The following is a 17,510-nucleotide window of genomic DNA, read 5'->3' as shown; positions in this document are numbered from 1 at the left end:
CATACAGTCATGTTGATTAGCCCCAACCGGCGCCACAAAACAAGACCTTAGGGTTTGCGGCATCCGGTCGCGGCGGTATAGTTGCGCCAGACATTAGATCGTCCTGTCTCTTCTTCGAATCACCACGACGATCTAGATTTTTTTGTTTTACGCATGTCTTTTTCCCAAAACCGATGACACTTTTGGGAGACATGCTCGGTTACGGAAGATTTCATGCACCCTCGCCTCAGATCGCTCATCGGCACCATCGTCATCATCTGCCTCGTCGTCATTTATGCCGTGGCGGCGACGGCCATCGCATCGGCGACGCTGGCGCAATCGCCCTGGTGGGTACATCTCGCCTACTTCGTGCTGAGCGGGCTTTTGTGGATTTTGCCCGCCATGCTGGTCATCAAATGGATGGCCGGATCGAAAAAGCAGGGATGAGTACCGGCTTGTGACGGGACATCCGCAGGTCGCAATTTTATAAACCTATTGTTTGCCGCTCAGCGATATAGTCCGACGGAAACAACCGGAGAGAGTGGATGGCGGCTGAGGGGCCGGTCACAGTCATCAAGGACAATGGACCAGCTGCCGTTCAAAACGAGCGGCGGGGTGCCGATCGTCTGGCTATCGATCTCGTTGACGATGCCTCGACCATCCGCGCCGATTGGGAGCAGCTGGAGGGCGACCCGCTCAATTCGCTGCATCAGGGTTTCGGCTGGTGCTCCATCTGGGCGCAAACGCAGGATAGCCCCCTCTTCATCATTCGCGGCAGGCAGAGCGGCAAGACGGTCTTCCTGCTGCCGCTCGAAATCGTTCTGGAAGGCGGCATCCGCAAGGCGCGGTTTCCTGGCGGTCGTTTCAACAATATCAACACGGGGCTTTTCGACCCTTCCTTCGCCGAAGAGACCGGGCAGAAAACGGCGGCCGCCATTGCCCGGGAGGCACAAAAGCTGCTGCGTGGCCGGGCGGATATTCTCGCCTTGCAGAACATACCGCTGATCTGGCGCGGCCGGATCAACCCGCTCTCGCATCTGGCATCCGTCGAAAACCAGAACCCGGCGTTCCAGCTGCCCCTGCTCGAGAGTTTCGAAAACACGCTTCGTCAGATCAACGGGAAGCGGCGACGGAAGAAATTCCGCATCCAGAGCCGCCGGGCTGCGGAGATGGGCGGTTACACACACGTCATCGCCCGCTCGCCGGGGGAAAAACGCGAATTGCTTCGGGTTTTCTTCCGGCAGAAGGCAGCACGTTTCGCCTCACAGGGCATTCCGAATGTTTTTCGCGATCAGTCGGTTCAGGATTTTTTCCACGATCTGGCTGCTTTTCCGGAGACGGAGACGGACAGCCTGCTGGAATTGCACGCCATTCGTCTGCATGGCGAAAACGAAGGCATCATCGCCGCCATATCGGGCCTTTCGCGCAAGCAGGATCATATCATCTGCCAGTTCGGCTCGATCGACGAGACGGTTTCGGAACTCAGCCCCGGCGAATTGCTGTTCTGGCTGATGATCGAGCGGGCCTGCGGCGAAAAAGCCGCGATCTTCGATTTCGGTGTCGGCGACCAGCTTTACAAGCGTAGCTGGTGTCCGCACTCCACCGTGCAGCACGATATATTCCTGCCGGTGACATTGAAGGGTCGCGCCGCAGCCTTCGCCTACGTCGCCATCGCCCGGACAAAAAGCCTGATCAAATCCAATCCGGCGCTTTATGCATTCATTCAGCGTTTCCGCGCCGGACGACCTCGGCCGGACACCGCCACCGACTGAGCAGGTAATACCGCCCGCAGCCTGTCAGGCGGCGCTCAAACGGTCCGGCTTGCGGATTCCGGTCATCGGCAATGCCTGTCCATAGCCATGGGCGACCAGTTCTCCCAGGGTCTTTTCCAGCAGCGCGCCATCATTGCCGGAAACGGAAACGATGATTTCCGCCGGCAGATTGCGCAGCATTTTCTCAAGACTCGATATCTGCACCGCGCCGCATTCCACAAGGACCGTATCATAGGCGTCAGAAAGCGCGCTGAGGATCATCGTCAGGCGGTCGATGGCGCGCATCGCTTCGCGCGGCTGCGCATTACCGCGCGGCACGATATGGGCGTCGGAAAGCCGGTCGCCGTGAATGGTTTCGCCAAAGGCGGCGGCACCGGCCAGAAGGTCCATGACCCCCGGCAGCCCGGCCTCGGGCGCCATCAGGCGCGTCGGAGAGGCCGATGCCGTCATATCGACGAGAATGACCGACCGGCCCATTTCGGACAAGGCCCGGGCCAGCATGACGGTGGTGGTCGAGCCGCTATCACCGGCCGGAGATACGACGGCGGCAACGGATTTGGCAAGACGGGTCGTCAGGAACGAAGCGACGGCATCGATCGAGAAATCATCGGCGCTTTCGGTCTCTTCTTTTGCGGATTCCTCTTTCGCAGTCACTGCTTCCTCTACCGGCAGAGCCGATGCGACAGCTGCGGCCATGATCGGCATCTGCGGTTCCTGCTCGACGACGGGCTGGCGCGCAGCGGCGGGCATGGCCCGGACAGCGGGCCGCGCGTCTTCATGACGGGATGGCAGAGGTTGTTCCGAAATATCCGTGGTTTCGTCCGCATCGGCAATAGCGCGCTTTGGCGGCGGCGGATCGGACAGCGGCGGCACATGGTTTTTGCCCACCGGCTTCAATGCTCGCCCGGTGAACAGTTCCACGAGCATGACAATGATGCAGGAGAGAAGAAAAGCCGCCAGCGTGACGACGATGGTGATCGCCCCGGTCTTCGGGAAATAGGGTTCGCGCGGCTCCACCGCGGTCGAGATCACGCGCGCATCGGCGGGCGTGGAATCCACTGAACCGGCGCGCGACGTCGCTTCCCTGTAACGGGCGAGATAGGTTTCCAGAAGTTGCCGCTGGGCCGAGGCTTCACGCTCCAGATCGTTCAAACCAACCTGCTGTTCACCGGCGCGCACGCTTTCCGTTTTCAGCACATTCATTTGCTGGACCAGTTGCCGTTCCCGCAGGCGGGATACACCGGCCTCGTTTTCCAGACTGGCGAGCACCTTGCGGGTCTCTTCCTGGATTTGCCGCTCTATGCCGTCAAGCTGGCTGCGCAGCGCCTTGATGCGCGGATGGCCCTCCAGCAGCGAGGACGACAGGTCGGAAATCTGGCTGCGCATGGCAGCCTCGCTTTCCTTCAATCTCTGGATCATCGGCGAAGCGACGACATCGGGGAAGGTATCGAGCGGGCGGCCACTCGAAAGCGCATTGCGCACGCCTTCCGCCCGCGCCTCCGCATTTGCCCGCTCCCCGCGGATACGGCCGAGTTCGGTCGAAATATCGCTGAGCTGGCGGGTGGCGAGCGTTTCGCCCTGCCCCGCCGACAGAATATCGGACGAGGCGCGATAATCCGCGACCTTCCTGTCCGCCACGCGCACCTTTTCGCGCAGACTGGTTATTTCCGGCTCCAGCCAGCGCGCCGCCTCCGTGCTGGTGTCCAGTTTCGCGCCGCTTTGCAGCGCAATATAGGCCTTCATCATCTCGTTGGGGACGGCGGCCGCAAGCTTCGGATCCTCGGAAGAGAATTCGACGGTGATGACGCGCGAGCTTTCGACCTGATAGACCTGCAATTTTTCCCGGAACGCCTTCAGAATGCGCTCCTCGGGCGGCACCTGAAGCGGGTCTTTCTTGACGCCGACGCCAACCAGCAGCTTCGAGACGAGAGAAGGACGTGCCTCCGGGTCGAACTCCTCCAGCTCATAGAGCTTCATGTCTTTCGCGACCTGCTTGATAAGATCGACCGATTGCAGAATCTGCGCCTGGCTGGAGATGGTCAGTTCATCGAGCACAGGCTCGGCGGGCGCGTTCGATTGCTGCGATGCGCCGAAGGAGGCCGTACGGGACTCGATGAGGACGCGCGCCTCTCCCTTGTAAGCGGGAGACATCATGCTGGAGATCACGAAAGCGGCGCCGCCAGCCAGCAGCGTTACCGCTGCGATCCGGCCCTTGCGTTGCCATATGGCAGCGACGAGCCGCGCAAGATCGATATCCACATCCCTGTCATCAATGCGATCGCCGTTCATGCGGGCTCCGTAACCGAGACAAACCTCGGCGCTCAAATATAGAAGGCCATTTTCGCAGAGTTTAAGTCTTTCCGGTAACACAACAGTTAATTGTGGCGAAGCCGACGAAATAAAGCCGATATTACCATCCTTGGGACTGGCTGTTTACCGCGCATTAACCCTAACAGAACGATAAGAATGCTCATAGTTCGACTCGGAGCCAAATGAGATGCCGCTCGCCGGATCACGATATGCCACCGCACTGACGCTCGCCGTGCTGACGGCCCTTTCCGGTTGCGCGGCATATCAACCCGCGCCCAAGGCTTTCCACGAGGTCGCCCTGCAACCCTATCACATCGATAGCGGCGACAGGCTGCGCATCAACGTGTTCGAGCAAACCGGGCTGACGAATACCTATACGGTCGATCAGGCCGGTTATGTCGCCTTCCCGCTCGTCGGGCAGGTTCCCGCAAGGGGCAAGACGCTGCCGCAGCTCGAGGCCGCCATTGCCGCGAAATTGCGTCAGGGGTACCTGCGCGATCCGGATGTGACCATCGAGATCGACCGTTATCGCCCGGTCTTCATCATGGGCGAAGTCGGTCGTCCCGGCCAATATTCCTACGTGCCTGGCATGACAGCGCAAAACGCCATCGCCATCGCCGGCGGTTTCACCCCGCGCGCCAACCAGGCCGATATCGATATCACCCGCAAGATCAATGCCGAGGTGATGACCGGCAGGATCGGGATCACCGCACCAATTCTCGCGGGCGATACGGTCTATGTGCGTGAACGCTTCTTCTGAAAAACGGAGTGGCACAGATGTCGGATGACGGCCCTCCCCTGCGCATCATTCACTGTTTTCGCTCCCCCGTCGGCGGCGTCTTCCGCCACGTGCGCGATCTTATCGAAGAACATGTCAAACAGGGCCACAAGGTCGGCATCGTCTGCGACAGTTCCACCGGCGGCGCGCATGAGGAACGGCTTTTCGCACAGATCGCCCCGATGCTGGAACTGGGGCTGACCCGCCTGCCCATCAAGCGCTCGATCAGTCCCAGGGACCTGCCGGCGCTCATAAAGTCCTACAACCATATCAAAAGTTTGCGGCCGGACATTCTGCACGGGCACAGCGCCAAGGGTGGCGCTCTTGCCCGGTTGATCGGCTCATTGTTGCGGGTAAACAAGTATCGCGTAGCCCGCCTCTATTCGCCGCATGGCGGTAGCCTGCATTACGACCGAAAGAGCCTGAAGGGCCAGCTGTTCCTGCGGATCGAGCGGTTTCAGGAGCGTTTTACCGACGCCCTGTGTTTCGTGTGCAATTTCGAAAAAGAAACCTACGAAACCAAGGTGGGCAAACCGCGCACCCGCACCGCGATGATCTATAACGGCGTGCAGGAAAGCGAATTCGAAACCGTGCCCGCCCGTGAGGGTGCGGCACGTTTCCTCTATATCGGCATGTTGCGCGACCTCAAGGGACCTGATGTCTTCATCCAGGCATTCGCCAGGATGGAGCGCAGCATCGGCCGGCCCATGTTCGGCGCGATCGTCGGCGACGGGCCGGACCGGGACAAATATGCGGCGATGATCGACAAGGCCGGGCTTTCCCTGCGGATTTCCATGCATGCCGCCATGCCCGCCAGACAGGCATTCGAACTGGCGACGACAGTGGTGGTTCCCTCACGCGCCGAGGCGATGCCCTATATCGTGCTGGAAGCGCTTGCGGCGGGAAAAACAGTTATCGCCTCGCATGTCGGCGGCATTCCGGAAGTTCTTGGAGAAGACAGCGAGGCGCTAGTTCCGGCGGGCGACGCCGATGCGCTGGCAAAAATCATGGTCAAGGACGCCGAAAGCGACGACTGGGCAAAACAGGTCATGCCCCACCCCGACAGCTTCAAGGCGAAGTTTTCAACCCCGGTCATGGCAAATGACATGATGAAGCTTTATCGCGGCCTGCTTTCGCTCTAGAAACATTTTAAAACCACGATTTTTAATTGTATATTCCGTTCTCCTGTAGAAACTCATCATAAACGTTTCTTAGCATGTTTCGGCTAGTTTCCAGCTCGTAGGGCGCGTGCGTCCATTCGGACGCTACACGAGGATGCTCTACCACTTTGAAGTTGCGCATCGTTCCTGTCGAAAATCGATTCCGGTTTTCGGGCCGATACGCTGGAGGGTGCGGACCAAAGCAATGACCAAGGCTGACAAGGAAAGACTGCAATTCGATCTGGCGTCGTTGCGCAAAAAAGCTTCCGAGCGCGAAGCCGGGGAGCCTTTCGCAGCCGAAACCATCATTCTCAACCCGCTTGCACGGCAGATCGCCAACCAGCTGCGCGCCGGCAACCATTCACCGAACATGGTGATCGGCCAGTTGCGGCTTCTGGAATTTTCGATGCTTGCGGTCATCGCGGCCATCGTCAACGGCATCGCCGCCGATCGCGGTCTCGAAACCTTTTTGGTCATTTTCGGCAGCGGCGTGCTGGGTGCTGCGCTCTGCGTATTTCTTCTGCAGGCGGGCGATTGTTACCAGCTTCCGACGCTGCGCGCGCCGCTGAAGATGTTCGCCCGCATTCAGGGCTCCATATGCCTGTCCTTCGTCGGGCTGGCCTGCTTCCTTCTCCTCTTCTTCCCCGAGGCGCTGCATTCCTGGCAGGCCTTCGGCATCTGGTACGCAACGAGCGCTATCGCCATTTTCACTGGACGGCTGATCCTCGGCTTCGCCATTCGTCACTGGGGCCGCAACGGCGTGATGGAACGCCGCGCCGTCATCGTCGGCGGCGGCGATACGGCGAAAGACCTCATCCGCTCGCTTGAACAGCAATCGGACAATGATATCCGCATCTGCGGTATTTTCGACGACCGCAAAAGCGAGCGTTCGCCCGATGTCGTTGCCGGCTACCCCAAGCTTGGCACCTTCGCGGAACTGGTGGAATTCGCCCGCCTGACGAAGCTCGACATGCTGATCATCGCCCTGCCGCTCAGCGCCGAGGCGCGCATCCTCCAGCTCCTGCGCAAGCTCTGGGTGCTGCCGGTCGATATCCGGATTGCGGCGCATGCCAACAAACTGCGTTTCCGTCCCCGCGCTTATTCCCACGTCGGCACGGTGCCGATGCTCGACGTGTTCGACAAGCCGATCCGCGACTGGGATTCGGTGGCGAAGCGGGTGTTCGACATCATCTTCAGCATTATCGGCATCGTCCTCCTGTGGCCGGTGATGCTGGGTGCAGCGATCGCCGTCAAGACGACCTCCAAAGGCCCGGTTCTTTTCAAGCAGAAGCGTCACGGCTTCAACAATGAAACGATCAATGTCTGGAAGTTCCGCTCCATGTACACGGAACTCAGCGACCCGACGGCGAAAAAGGCCGTCACGAAAAACGATCCGCGCGTCACGCCGGTCGGCCGGTTCCTGCGGAAATCCTCGATGGATGAGCTGCCGCAGCTTTTCAACGTTCTTTACGGCGATCTTTCGCTGGTCGGGCCACGCCCACACGCCGTGCACGCACAGACGGGCGACCTGAAATATACCGAGGTGGTGGAGCATTATTTCGCGCGGCACAAGGTCAAGCCCGGCGTTACCGGCTGGGCGCAGATCAACGGCTGGCGCGGCGAGATCGACCACGGCGACAAGATCAAGTTCCGCACCGAATACGATCTTTATTACATCGAGAACTGGTCGCTGTTTCTCGATCTCAAGATCCTGTTCCTGACGCCGATACGGCTGCTCAAATCGGAAAACGCCTATTGACCCACGCCGGTTACCAGCACGCACCGGGTTTTGACGCGCCGCTTGCCGCCATGCGGCTGGTCGGTGCATTCTTCATCGCTTTCGGCGTCTTTCTTTCCGGCTTCGTGATTTCCGAGCCGGCGCCCTATGAGCTGATGATGGTGGGGCAAGTGGCCGTCTGGTTCCTGCTGGGCTTGCGCCTTTCGCGCACCGTCGTGCTGCTTTTATGCATGCTGCTTGCCTTCAATGTCGGCGGTTATCTTTCGCTCACCACCATGGCCGATCTGGATGAGGGACCGCTCTATCTCGCCGTATCGACCTTTCTGGCGCTGACCTCGATTTTTTATGCGGCGATCATCGAGGACAAGCACCAGCGGCTGCTGCTGATATTCCGGGCCTGGCTCGCGGCGGCGCTGATCACCTCCCTGCTCGGCATCATCGGATATTTTCACGCCATTCCCGGTTTCGAGGTCTTTACCCTCTACGATCGCGCCAAGGGTGCGTTTCAGGATCCTAACGTCTTCGGCCCCTTCCTCGTGACGCCGTCGCTTTACCTGATCTATGGCCTGCTTTCCGGCAAGGCGATGCATGCGCCATGGCGGATCGTCGGCCTGCTGATCCTGTCGCTCGGCGTGTTCCTGTCGTTTTCGCGCGCGGCATGGGGTCTGTTTCTGTTTGCCGCCGTCCTCCTGGTTTTCGTCATGCTGCTGAAGGAACGCACCGCCGCGTTCCGCCTGAAAATACTCGTCCTGTTTCTCGTCGCCGTCGCGCTGATGGTCGCGGCGGTGATTATCGCGCTGCAATTCAAGCAGGTCGCCGACCTGTTCTCGAGCCGCGCCTCTGCGGTGCAATCCTATGATGGTGGCCATCTCGGGCGTTTTGCCCGCCACTATCTCGGTTTCCTGCTGGCGATGGACCACCCGCTCGGCATAGGCCCCATGGTGTTCGACAACATCTTTCCCGCTGCCGAACATAATATCTGGCTGAAAAGCCTGACCACGCACGGCTGGTTCGGTTTCGTGATCTATCTCACGCTGATCTGCTGGACCATTGCCGCCGGCTTCAGGCTTCTGCTGCGCCAGCGGGCCTGGCAACCCTTCCTGATCATTTCATGGGTATCCTTCGTCGGGCATGTGATGATCGGCGCCGTCATCGACACCGACCACTGGCGGCACTTCTTCCTGCTGCTCGGCATATTGTGGGGATGCATGGCGCTGGAAAAACGCGAGAGCCTGCGCCGCCGCCGAACAGCCGTCTAAAGTACTTACCCTAACGGAACCTTGCGTTATTTCATGCGTTTAGCCCCCGATCATGATTATCAAACGGGGAGACATCCTATGACGCAGACCAACAATCTCTATTTCATCATCGGCGCGCTCATCGTCGTCATCGCTGGCCTTGGCGCCTATGTCTGGCACGAGGAAAGCAAACCGAAGGGGATCGAGATGAATATCGGCCCTAACGGTGTTTCCGTTCAGGAGAACTGAGCATTTCCCCGTAAAAGTGCGTGAAGCCGAAGAATAAAGCGCGTCCAACGATTTCGCATATTAGGAATGCGCCTATGTCCGCAAGCGTCGCGCAAAGTTCGTCTATTAAATCGAGTGCATCGCAAGCTTAAGAGGGCTTGGATGCACCCGGTCTCCTTATGAGAGGAGACGAAAGGCGGGATCGACAATCCGCGCCGAGCCGGTTCGGTATGCATGATGTGTATCGGGCCTGATCATGGAAACAGTTAGCGCAATGGTCTCCTCCGTCGACCTGTCCACACGCATCGCCGCCACCAAGCTCGCCCTCAAGGCCATCAGGGAGCAGGAGGACAGTTCCACTACCACCTCCTCGCCACGGGCGGCGATCCTCGGCTCCTACGGGGTCGACACCTCCCCCTCCTCCACCAATACGAGGCTGACACAGCTTCTGGCGCAATATGCGCAGTCCTCCAGCGACGACACGAAGACCGACGACGCTGACGCGCAGGCGCCTTCCGGCGACATTACGCAGGCCAGCTTCATGAAGAACCTGAAGGGGACGCTGGAAGAACTGTCCAAGGATCCCAGCAAGGCCGCGCAGGCCAAGGCGATGCTGGAAGCGCTGGCCGCCGGCACGCTGACCGTCGCCGATCCGACCGAGGGCATGAAGATAAAGGCCTGGGACGTAGAGGCGGACAAGAAAACCACCTCGAAACCGGCAACGGAAATCACTATCGCGGGCTGGAGCGACTTTCTGAAGGACCATCTCAAGCGCGACGGTTCGGCCTATGCCAAGAGCGCCGGTGGCGCCTATGTCGACAGCATTTCTGGCGACAACGCGTTTTTTGGCACCGTCGGCAGCCGCTATTATTATCTCACCTGGCCACAGGCGAAAACCGGTACGCTGACCGTTTAAGCCGTCGTTTCCGGTTGGACATACGCATAGGGTGATGGCAACGGAAAGGCCCGCAGCCTTACGCTATAGATTTGCCGCCTGCACTGTGTCGACGGTCCGCTGCGACATGGATCATGCCGCAGCATTCTTTTCCGGTCCGATCAGGCGGCAGGTGCTGCGACCTGTTCGGTTCCGCCGGAAAGCGCTTTTTGCAGCTGCGCTTCCTGCTCCGGCGAAAGCGAGGTTTTGATGACACGGCCGCGCAGGCCCTCCAGTTCAGCAAGCACCTTTTCCGGCTGTACCTTGCGGATCAGCACGAAAAGCGCCGAGGAACCATTGGGAATGGTCTCACCGAGCGATTTGATGAAATCGTCGTCGATGCCGTAATCCGTCAACGAACCGGCAAGCGCGCCCGTACCAGCGCCGATCGCGCCGCCGATCGCAAATCCCGCCAGGGGATTGAGGAACAGCAGGCCGACAAGGCCGCCCCAGAGACCGCCGGACAGGAAACCGGAGCTTGCGCCGATGGCCGTCAGATTGACGCTCTGCTTCAGATGCACCTTGCCGCTTTCGTCGCGAACGACGACCACGGCGTCTTCCAGATCGACCAGATATTCCTTTTTCAGGCTTGCAAGCTTCAGAAGAACCCGATCGGCCTCTTCCGTTCCGTCAAAACCGACAACGACGAGTTCGGACATAATTTATCTCCCTGAGTTTCGTTTCAATTCCGCTGGGATGGAACGCCGAAGACTACGGCAGGTTCCCGCAATGATAGAAAAACGATGTGTCACGCGTTTGACGGGCTAGGCCGCCGGGGAAAATTCGTCCCAATTTTTTGTCTCCTTCCCCGTGGCCCACAGCCTTTTTCCCTTTTTTTGAGAAAAGGCGATTTTCCGCTTGCGCCCTAACAGGCTTATATATAAACGGCTTTCAGGTTCGGAGCGTAGCGCAGCCCGGTAGCGCACTTGACTGGGGGTCAAGGGGTCGTGGGTTCGAATCCCGCCGCTCCGACCAATAAAAACAGATAGATAGCCAGTTCCCCCAGAGCTGGCTATAATTTTTTCAGCTACCTTGTAGCCAGCGCTATGCGCGAATTTAAAAGACCCGGTTCGGGTGTTCGTTTATCCAAGCCTGCGAACGAGGTGTGCTGAGATGACCAAAAAAACGAAAATAGAACACTCAGAATTTTCAGGCGAGTTTGAAGACGACGGTATCACTGTCCTGGTTGATATCCATCGGCCCGCCGGCACCCAGCAAGACTGGACGCTCGAGGTTATCAGCGAGCATGACGATGTCACGACCTGGGACGAACCCTTCGCCACCGACAAGGACGCCTGGGAGGAATTCCTGGCCACCTGCGAGAAAGATGGGATTCGCAGCTTCCTGGACGGCGAAGATCAGTCGGTTCATTGACGCTTGATTCTGCGGCACCAGACCGTAGGGGTCGTTGGCTCGAATCCCCGCTCCGACCTTTCTTTTCTCGATCACCCCATTTGTGATCGAGAACATTCACCGGTAAAATTCCTGAAAAATATGATGTCATTGTAAGGCCTATGTCCGTCGAAGGACGGAGAATATTGCCTTGTTGACTCTCTGCTAAAATTAGAACATTTAGTGAACAAAAGAGAGGTCAACCGATATGTCCGATGCTGAAAAAATCACCCCCGTGCGGCCTGACGACATAGCCGGATACGTCATCCAGTGTCATGACGGCGATGCGAAGGCGGCTGTCGAAACGCTGCTGGGCGAAATCGAGCATTTGCAGGAACAGCTTTCCCTTGCGGTTGCCATCATGGGAAAAGGCTATACGCGCGGATGGACGCCGGATGCGGGAAGCGACTGAGCCGGCCGCTGCCATTGCTCTGGAGCAAGGCAGAGCGGCCTGCGCCTCCCGCTTTTCAAGTGAGGTGTAGCGAGTGATGCGCTCTAATAAGCCCCATCAGTACTCGTTTAACGCAACTGCGAAGTCGTCGGTGATCGGCATTTTTTCCGCATTTTCCCACGTCTGGTCCATGGCATAGGTCTCAGACAGATAGGGGATGCCGATATGGCCATAGCGGACGGAAAGCTGACTCTCAGCCTCCTTTTCGCCGAGAAGCGCTACGCGACTGAGATAAAGCGCGGTTGCGAGACCCGTCCTGTCCGCACCGGCCTTGCAATGGATGAGGATGGGTTTTGGTGCATCGCGCATGATCGAAACCAGCTCGTTCACCCTGTTCATATCCAGTTCCTGGCTTGCAGACATGCCAAAATCGATATGATTCAGCCCAAGCTCGCGGGACGTTTCGACTTCATCCCTGTACCAGGCTTTGGATTCGTTCGCCCCGCGCAGATTGATGACCGTCCTGATACCATGGTCCTTGGCGTAGCGTGCAAGCTCTTCAACGCTTGGCTGGTTGGAACGATAAAGTTGTCCCGCCACCACCTCATGAAAATTGCCCAAAAGCTGAATGGCGTAAAGATATCCGCCTGTCGCAAGCACAGCAATGCCCAGGCCCCAACAGGAGCCTTTCCAAAATCTTCGCATAATAGAACGGTTCCCTCATTGGACGAGGAAACCGATACAGGTGGATTCTGACAGTAAGCTGAAAGTTATGCGACAGTATTGTAAGAGTAAAAAAATTGCGTTCGATCAACGCACGAAAACATAAACCGCATAGACGGCGATGAGCGCAGCGGCAATCGCGGCGGCAATGGCGCCGAGGCGTTTTTCGATGAAATGGCGTACCGGTTCACCGTATTTTTGCAGCAGTCCGGCAAGGATGAAAAAGCGTGCGCCGCGCGTGACGACAGCCGAGATAATGAACAGGCCGAGGCTGATATTGGCCGCACCGGAGAGGATGGTGACGACCTTGATCGGCGGCAGATGCGCAAACCCCGATGTCACCAGCAGAAGAACGATTGTCTCGTAGTCTACCGAGTTCTTGAGCTGCTCGAAGCTGTCCAGCTTTCCGTAAAATTCGAGAATGGGCCTTGCAAGGCTCTCGAATGCATAATGGCCGAGGAACCAGCCGGCAATGCCGCCGAGAACGGAGGCGGCCGTTGCGACGAAAGCATAAAACATCGCCTTTTTCGGCTTCGCCAGCACCATGGGCAGGAAAAGCACATCCGCAGGAACGACGAAGACCGAGCTTTCGACGAAGGCCACGATCGCCAGCCACCACACGGCGGTCTTGCGCGCCGCAAGAGCCATCGTCCAAGCGTAGATGTTTTTCAGCATTTCATGTTCCCGGGAAAGATCATTGTGGGGGCGAGGTAGAGCCAAGGCCTCTCAGCGGCGGTTATGCGGTTTGTCGTCAGGTGCGGGCTTGAGCGGCCAGCCGCCAGATCAGGATTAGACACAACGCAAGAGAATGGCAAATGTTGGAAGATTTATTTTGCATTGCGAAGAACGGAAAAGACGAGCAATTCCAAGCTGCGATGGCAGCCGGTTGCTGCGATGCGAAATTTCATCCTTAGGTAGATAAGTCGGCCTTTTTGTTGTAGAATAAGGCGTGGCGGACAAGAGGAGGAAGTTATCATGGACTATGTAGGCTTCATTACGTCGATCAATCCGGTCATACTCGCGATCCTGCTGATTGTTCTTCTCGCAGGCGTCTATAGCAAATGGGTTTCCCACTAGCCGGGACGAACAATATTGCCAGCCGACAAAGGCGCCGATCTTCCATCGGCGGTAGGCATTCGGACGGATGAATGTTATCAAACCCGGAGTTAAAACAACTTCCGGGAAGCGGTATGTCGAAGGCATTCACTGATACATCTGAAAAGCTCAGCGCCACGCTCGAAAAGCTGATCGGAAAACTGCAGGGTCAGACGATCACGTTGCGCGAGCTTATGGAAGCGATCGGCGAACAGGGCCTGTTGCTGATCTGTGCGATAGCCTCCCTGCCCTTCCTCATTCCGGTCTCCATTCCGGGTGTCAGCACCGTGTTCGGCGCGGCGATCATTCTTGTCAGTCTCGCAATCACCCTCAACCGCCTGCCATGGCTGCCCGCCAGGATTCTCGACAGGCAGATGGAAACGGCAAAGCTGGTGCCGGCGCTGAAAAAAGGCATCGCCGTCGTCTCGAAGCTCGATCGCTTCATCCGCCCGCGCATTCCCGTGCTGACGACGGGCATTGTCGCCAACAGAATAAACGGTCTTGCTTTGATGACGGCGGGCGTGTTGCTGATGATGCCGCTCGGCTTCATTCCCTTTTCGAACACGCTGCCGGGCGTCGCCATCCTGCTTCTGTCGGCGGGCATGATCCAGAGGGACGGCGTCACGGTGCTTGGCGGTTATTTGTTCCTCGGCCTGACGGCGATCTATTTCACCGCGCTCGCCTATGCCGCCTTCTGGGCCGGACAGGGCATCAGCAGTTCCATCGGCGGCTGAGCCTATCGCTGGCCTCTGTTGCGGGTGTCGCGGTCGCGGCGGTTGCGCCGCGATGCCCACCAGACCGCCAGCCGTCGCCGCCCGCGGCGAACTGCCGGCAGATCGTGGGAGAGCACGATAAGACCGAGCGGGACCATCCAGAAACCGAGAATGGGCAGGAACCCAAGCGTTCCACCCACCACCAGCGCCGAGCCGGTGACGATCCTGCCAACGCGCGAACGCGGCATCGCGACGCTCCATTTTCCCAGATTGAGGCGACCCGTCCTGTGGTCTATTCCGAATTTCATTCCATACTGCCCTTTAGCATGCGGCCTGTGGATAATTTTTTGACCGTCGATAAGCCCGGAAAATCGGGACTCCGGCGAGATAAAACAAGATGAATGCGTTTTTTTTGAAAAAACCGCTTGGCAAATCGGAAAAGCATTTGTATTACCCCGCTCACACCGCGCCAAGCAGCGCACGTTCCCTGGTAGCTCAGCGGTAGAGCATTCGACTGTTAATCGACAGGTCGCCGGTTCGAATCCGGCCCGGGGAGCCAATTCTTCCAAAACATATAATGAAGAGCGAAGTGCAACTGCACTCTCGCCCAATCCGGATCGTGATCGTGGCGTCTCATCCCGACCGATAGCCGGGCCGCACGGATGTCAGGTCTTGCTGGCCGCGCGCTTTGTCGCTTTTGTCGTACCGGTGAGTGCCGGCGGATCGCTGGCCGGGAAACTTTCCTCCAGGCTCTCGGTCAGATCATCGTCTTCTTTTTTGTGGCTCGCGGCCTTCCGTTCTTTCTGAAGTGATTTTACCGCCGGTGACCTGGTTTTTTTCGTCGGGACCTTTGCGGCGGCGGGTTTCGTCGCGCCGTTTCCGCCTCTGGTCTTGACGGTTTCCGCAGCTGCTGAGACCTCCCGTTCAGCCTCCGTCCAGTGTCGCTCGTGGTGCCCTTCCGGCCTTCCTTCCCTCTCCCATATTGCACGCGCTTTTTCACGGATTGCAGCTTCGCGATCATGGTTCATAGCGGACCTCCCTCTTTCGTTGCGCCGGTTTTAATTGTGCCGAGGGAAAAACAGAAAAGCTCGGAGATTGTTCCGCCTTCCACGTAAGGAATGCGCATTTCCTCAGAAATAGGGAACCGTCCTCTCCGCCAGATCGTTTGCCCGGCAGGAACCCGCAGGAGGACCATCCATGAGCGATCCGAAACAGAAGAAAAACGAACCTCTCGATATCAGAGACGAGGACGTGCCGCATTTCGAAACAGACAGCGAGCTTAAATCCAAGGAAGGCGAGATTTATCCGGACGAATCTATGAACCTGCGTGCACGCCGGCAGGCGGCGCGGCAGCATGAGGACGCCTTCATCGTCGCCACGGACCTTGAGGACGACGACCAGCGCGAGGCCGCGCCCGGCGTCAGGGAACAGCCATAAGTCCCCTAAAACGCATAAGGCGGGCCGTAGCCCGCCTTTATAAGGATTGCAGTCCCTGTCCGGTCGTCAGCGACGGACGGAAACGATGGTCTTGCGGTTGAAGTTCGACACCTGCACCCGGCCGGACTGATTGCCGCCGAGGATTTGCGCGGTCTTGCCGCTCATGCTCTTCAGAATCCCGACGTGATAACCGCGACCGTTGCGAACAACGACGACATCACCCGGCTTGGCCGCACCGAGGGGAACGGCATAACCGAAGGAGGACCAGGATTTCGCAAATCCGTAGGATTTGGGAGACTGCCGGCCGGCCTTGCTGGCGACGGCATGCAGGAACAGGCCGCACCACGGCGTGCTGCGGGGATTTGCCCCGAGAATATTCTTCAGGCTCTTGTTGTTTTTGGATTCATGCAGCCCGGTGTATCGTTCAGCCTGGTTCAGCATGCCCGCCGAAGCGGACGCCACGGCTGTAAAAGACAAGGCTACGGATAGAATTAACGTGGATACTCTCAAACGTCTCGCCCTTATGTTAGAGGGCGCCCGTGTATTATGACAATTTAGCGACAATTTGACGAGATAAGGGCAGAAATCAGACGGCTATTCATGCGGACTGATCTGTCATTGCTTCAAAACAGGCTACCTTGGGCCTCGTCGGCGCGGCCGCGGCCCGCATTTTCGAGATCCAGCATGCGTAATTTGGTGTTCGTTCCACCCGGCGCGGAAAAGCCGCCCAGCCGGCCGCCGGCCGCCAGCACGCGATGGCAGGGAATGATCAGCGGTACAGGATTTCTCGCCATGGCCTGACCGACATCGCGGGCTTTTTCCATGCCGAGGCCCAGCGTTTTGACAATGCCGCCATAGGTCGTCGTGTGGCCCCAGCCGATTTGCCGCGCAACGGCGTAAACATCGAGAAACAACCTTTCCTGCCCGGCAAGATCGAGTTCGACGGGGGTAAAATCGATCTCCTCGCCGCTGAAATAGCGGGTGATCATCGCGATCACCTCACGGGTGCGTGTTTCTGGAACCGCAATCGAGGCCGATGGCAGGCGCTTCTGGAGAAGTTTTTCGGTCTCACCGGCGTCGGCACTGGGCAATTGCAAACGCACGATACCGCGCCCTGCCCATGCGAGGCCGCAATGGCCAAGGGCTGTGGGAAAAACAATATAGCCGTGGTGGTTGGTCATTGCCGTATCCGTCCGCTTTCGGCGCGCACGATGCCATATCCTGCGTTCGAAACAACCCATTTGGGATGCGGTTTACAGGCGGCCTCCTACATAATCCGTGCAGAAACCCGGTCAGGATGCGATTTTACCCTGCTCCTCGACCTTGTTTCCCTCCTCCACCAGGCATTGCGCCTGCCGGCTTGCGGTCACGAAAGCCGCGCGGGCGATTTCGCCCGCCACGTCGCCCATAAGCGAGGCGCGGCACAGGCGCAGCGCCTGTTCATGTTCCTTGCCGCCGCGTTGCGGCCATTCGTGCTGGAGAAAATCGAAGGCCTCGTAAACGCCGTTGAAAATCCGGGGAGCGCCGTTTTCCAGGGATATGGTAACGGGCTTCTCCCACTTAACGTCATTCAGCAACATTGATTGCACTTCCATGTTCTATTAACCCGCGACAAACGCCGG

General features: G+C 58.3%; 21 protein-coding genes and 2 tRNA genes. 14 read left to right on the top strand and 9 right to left on the bottom strand.

What is annotated here, in order from left to right:
- Window positions 1-213: 213 nt before the first annotated feature.
- Together QSK43_RS10640 and uppA are read left to right on the top strand one after the other, a co-directional pair.
- Window positions 214-426 carry a DUF2842 domain-containing protein gene (locus QSK43_RS10640; RefSeq protein WP_045018742.1) on the top strand — a complete coding sequence of 71 codons (213 nt, stop codon included), beginning with the start codon at window positions 214-216 and terminating at the stop codon, window positions 424-426.
- Between the two features lie 98 nt (window positions 427-524).
- Window positions 525-1,751, top strand: coding sequence for a polysaccharide biosynthesis GNAT family N-acetyltransferase UppA (gene uppA / locus QSK43_RS10635; protein WP_332303443.1), 1,227 nt, complete (start codon window positions 525-527; stop codon window positions 1,749-1,751).
- A gap of 24 nt (window positions 1,752-1,775) precedes the next feature.
- Here uppA and uppB read toward each other — a convergent pair whose 3' ends face one another.
- Complete coding sequence (uppB, locus tag QSK43_RS10630) at window positions 1,776-4,040, bottom strand: polysaccharide biosynthesis protein UppB (RefSeq protein WP_332303442.1); 2,265 nt, start codon at window positions 4,038-4,040, stop codon at window positions 1,776-1,778.
- A gap of 208 nt (window positions 4,041-4,248) precedes the next feature.
- On the opposite strand from uppB, the gene uppC reads away from it, so the two are divergent.
- The 6 genes from uppC (at window position 4,249) to QSK43_RS10600 (ending at window position 10,119) form a co-directional block, all read left to right on the top strand.
- On the top strand, window positions 4,249-4,821 hold the full coding sequence (gene uppC, locus QSK43_RS10625; protein ID WP_045018748.1) for a polysaccharide export protein UppC: 573 nt from the start codon (window positions 4,249-4,251) through the stop codon (window positions 4,819-4,821).
- Window positions 4,822-4,838: 17 nt separating this feature from the next.
- Window positions 4,839-5,981: a polysaccharide biosynthesis type 4 glycosyltransferase UppD gene (gene uppD, locus QSK43_RS10620; RefSeq protein WP_332303441.1), complete on the top strand. Its 1,143-nt coding sequence runs from the start codon at window positions 4,839-4,841 to the stop codon at window positions 5,979-5,981.
- 223 nt (window positions 5,982-6,204) lie between these two features.
- A complete protein-coding gene (uppE, locus tag QSK43_RS10615; RefSeq protein ID WP_332303440.1) occupies window positions 6,205-7,758 on the top strand; it encodes a polysaccharide biosynthesis glycosyltransferase UppE in 1,554 nt (517 codons plus the stop codon).
- Window positions 7,755-8,996, top strand: a complete 1,242-nt coding sequence (gene uppF / locus QSK43_RS10610; protein ID WP_332303439.1) for a polysaccharide biosynthesis O-antigen ligase family protein UppF — start codon at window positions 7,755-7,757, stop codon at window positions 8,994-8,996. Before uppE ends, uppF begins: the two co-directional genes overlap by 4 nt.
- A 78-nt stretch (window positions 8,997-9,074) precedes the next feature.
- A complete protein-coding gene (locus tag QSK43_RS10605) occupies window positions 9,075-9,224 on the top strand; it encodes a hypothetical protein (protein WP_045018756.1) in 150 nt (49 codons plus the stop codon).
- Window positions 9,225-9,477: 253 nt separating this feature from the next.
- Complete coding sequence (locus tag QSK43_RS10600; protein WP_332303567.1) at window positions 9,478-10,119, top strand: hypothetical protein; 642 nt, start codon at window positions 9,478-9,480, stop codon at window positions 10,117-10,119.
- A 140-nt stretch (window positions 10,120-10,259) separates the two neighbouring features.
- On the opposite strand, the gene QSK43_RS10595 is transcribed toward QSK43_RS10600, so the two are convergent.
- Window positions 10,260-10,796 (bottom strand): DUF1269 domain-containing protein, encoded by a 537-nt coding sequence (locus QSK43_RS10595; RefSeq protein WP_332303438.1) that lies wholly within the window; start codon window positions 10,794-10,796, stop codon window positions 10,260-10,262.
- Between the two features lie 239 nt (window positions 10,797-11,035).
- On the opposite strand from QSK43_RS10595, the gene QSK43_RS10590 reads away from it, so the two are divergent.
- The 3 genes from QSK43_RS10590 (at window position 11,036) to QSK43_RS10580 (ending at window position 11,941) form a co-directional block, all read left to right on the top strand.
- Window positions 11,036-11,112: transfer RNA gene (locus QSK43_RS10590), tRNA-Pro, on the top strand.
- A 138-nt stretch (window positions 11,113-11,250) separates the two neighbouring features.
- Window positions 11,251-11,511: a hypothetical protein gene (locus QSK43_RS10585; RefSeq protein ID WP_045018762.1), complete on the top strand. Its 261-nt coding sequence runs from the start codon at window positions 11,251-11,253 to the stop codon at window positions 11,509-11,511.
- Between the two features lie 226 nt (window positions 11,512-11,737).
- Window positions 11,738-11,941, top strand: coding sequence for a hypothetical protein (locus QSK43_RS10580; protein WP_084686544.1), 204 nt, complete (start codon window positions 11,738-11,740; stop codon window positions 11,939-11,941).
- A gap of 96 nt (window positions 11,942-12,037) precedes the next feature.
- Here QSK43_RS10580 and QSK43_RS10575 read toward each other — a convergent pair whose 3' ends face one another.
- Both QSK43_RS10575 and QSK43_RS10570 read right to left on the bottom strand, forming a co-directional pair.
- Complete coding sequence (locus tag QSK43_RS10575; protein WP_045018838.1) at window positions 12,038-12,592, bottom strand: dual specificity protein phosphatase family protein; 555 nt, start codon at window positions 12,590-12,592, stop codon at window positions 12,038-12,040.
- A 138-nt stretch (window positions 12,593-12,730) separates the two neighbouring features.
- Entirely contained in the window at window positions 12,731-13,318 is a 588-nt protein-coding gene (locus tag QSK43_RS10570) for a YqaA family protein (RefSeq protein WP_332303437.1), read from the bottom strand.
- 515 nt (window positions 13,319-13,833) lie between these two features.
- Here QSK43_RS10570 and QSK43_RS10565 point away from each other — a divergent pair.
- Window positions 13,834-14,472, top strand: coding sequence for an exopolysaccharide biosynthesis protein (locus QSK43_RS10565; RefSeq protein WP_332303436.1), 639 nt, complete (start codon window positions 13,834-13,836; stop codon window positions 14,470-14,472).
- A 2-nt stretch (window positions 14,473-14,474) separates the two neighbouring features.
- On the opposite strand, the gene QSK43_RS10560 is transcribed toward QSK43_RS10565, so the two are convergent.
- A complete protein-coding gene (locus tag QSK43_RS10560) occupies window positions 14,475-14,759 on the bottom strand; it encodes a hypothetical protein (RefSeq protein WP_332303435.1) in 285 nt (94 codons plus the stop codon).
- A 176-nt stretch (window positions 14,760-14,935) separates the two neighbouring features.
- Between QSK43_RS10560 and QSK43_RS10555 the strand changes: the two genes are divergently transcribed.
- Window positions 14,936-15,010: transfer RNA gene (locus QSK43_RS10555), tRNA-Asn, on the top strand.
- Window positions 15,011-15,116: 106 nt separating this feature from the next.
- Here QSK43_RS10555 and QSK43_RS10550 read toward each other — a convergent pair.
- A complete protein-coding gene (locus QSK43_RS10550; RefSeq protein WP_332303434.1) occupies window positions 15,117-15,479 on the bottom strand; it encodes a DUF2934 domain-containing protein in 363 nt (120 codons plus the stop codon).
- A 169-nt stretch (window positions 15,480-15,648) separates the two neighbouring features.
- On the opposite strand from QSK43_RS10550, the gene QSK43_RS10545 reads away from it, so the two are divergent.
- Window positions 15,649-15,888 (top strand): hypothetical protein, encoded by a 240-nt coding sequence (locus tag QSK43_RS10545; RefSeq protein WP_332303433.1) that lies wholly within the window; start codon window positions 15,649-15,651, stop codon window positions 15,886-15,888.
- Window positions 15,889-15,954: 66 nt separating this feature from the next.
- On the opposite strand, the gene QSK43_RS10540 is transcribed toward QSK43_RS10545, so the two are convergent.
- The 3 genes from QSK43_RS10540 to QSK43_RS10530 form a co-directional block, all read right to left on the bottom strand.
- The gene (locus QSK43_RS10540) at window positions 15,955-16,398 is read right to left on the bottom strand and encodes a TIGR02594 family protein (RefSeq protein ID WP_084686338.1); all 444 of its coding nucleotides are present in this window, start codon (window positions 16,396-16,398) and stop codon (window positions 15,955-15,957) included.
- 113 nt (window positions 16,399-16,511) lie between these two features.
- Window positions 16,512-17,069, bottom strand: coding sequence for a methylated-DNA--[protein]-cysteine S-methyltransferase (locus QSK43_RS10535; RefSeq protein WP_332303432.1), 558 nt, complete (start codon window positions 17,067-17,069; stop codon window positions 16,512-16,514).
- 111 nt (window positions 17,070-17,180) lie between these two features.
- Window positions 17,181-17,468 carry a DUF982 domain-containing protein gene (locus QSK43_RS10530; protein WP_045017279.1) on the bottom strand — a complete coding sequence of 96 codons (288 nt, stop codon included), beginning with the start codon at window positions 17,466-17,468 and terminating at the stop codon, window positions 17,181-17,183.
- Window positions 17,469-17,510 lie beyond the last annotated feature (42 nt).

Origin of the sequence: Rhizobium sp. GR12, from assembly GCF_036596185.1 — a bacterium.
Lineage (GTDB): Bacteria > Pseudomonadota > Alphaproteobacteria > Rhizobiales > Rhizobiaceae > Agrobacterium > Agrobacterium nepotum.
This window is presented reverse-complemented; position numbering and strand designations above follow the sequence as displayed.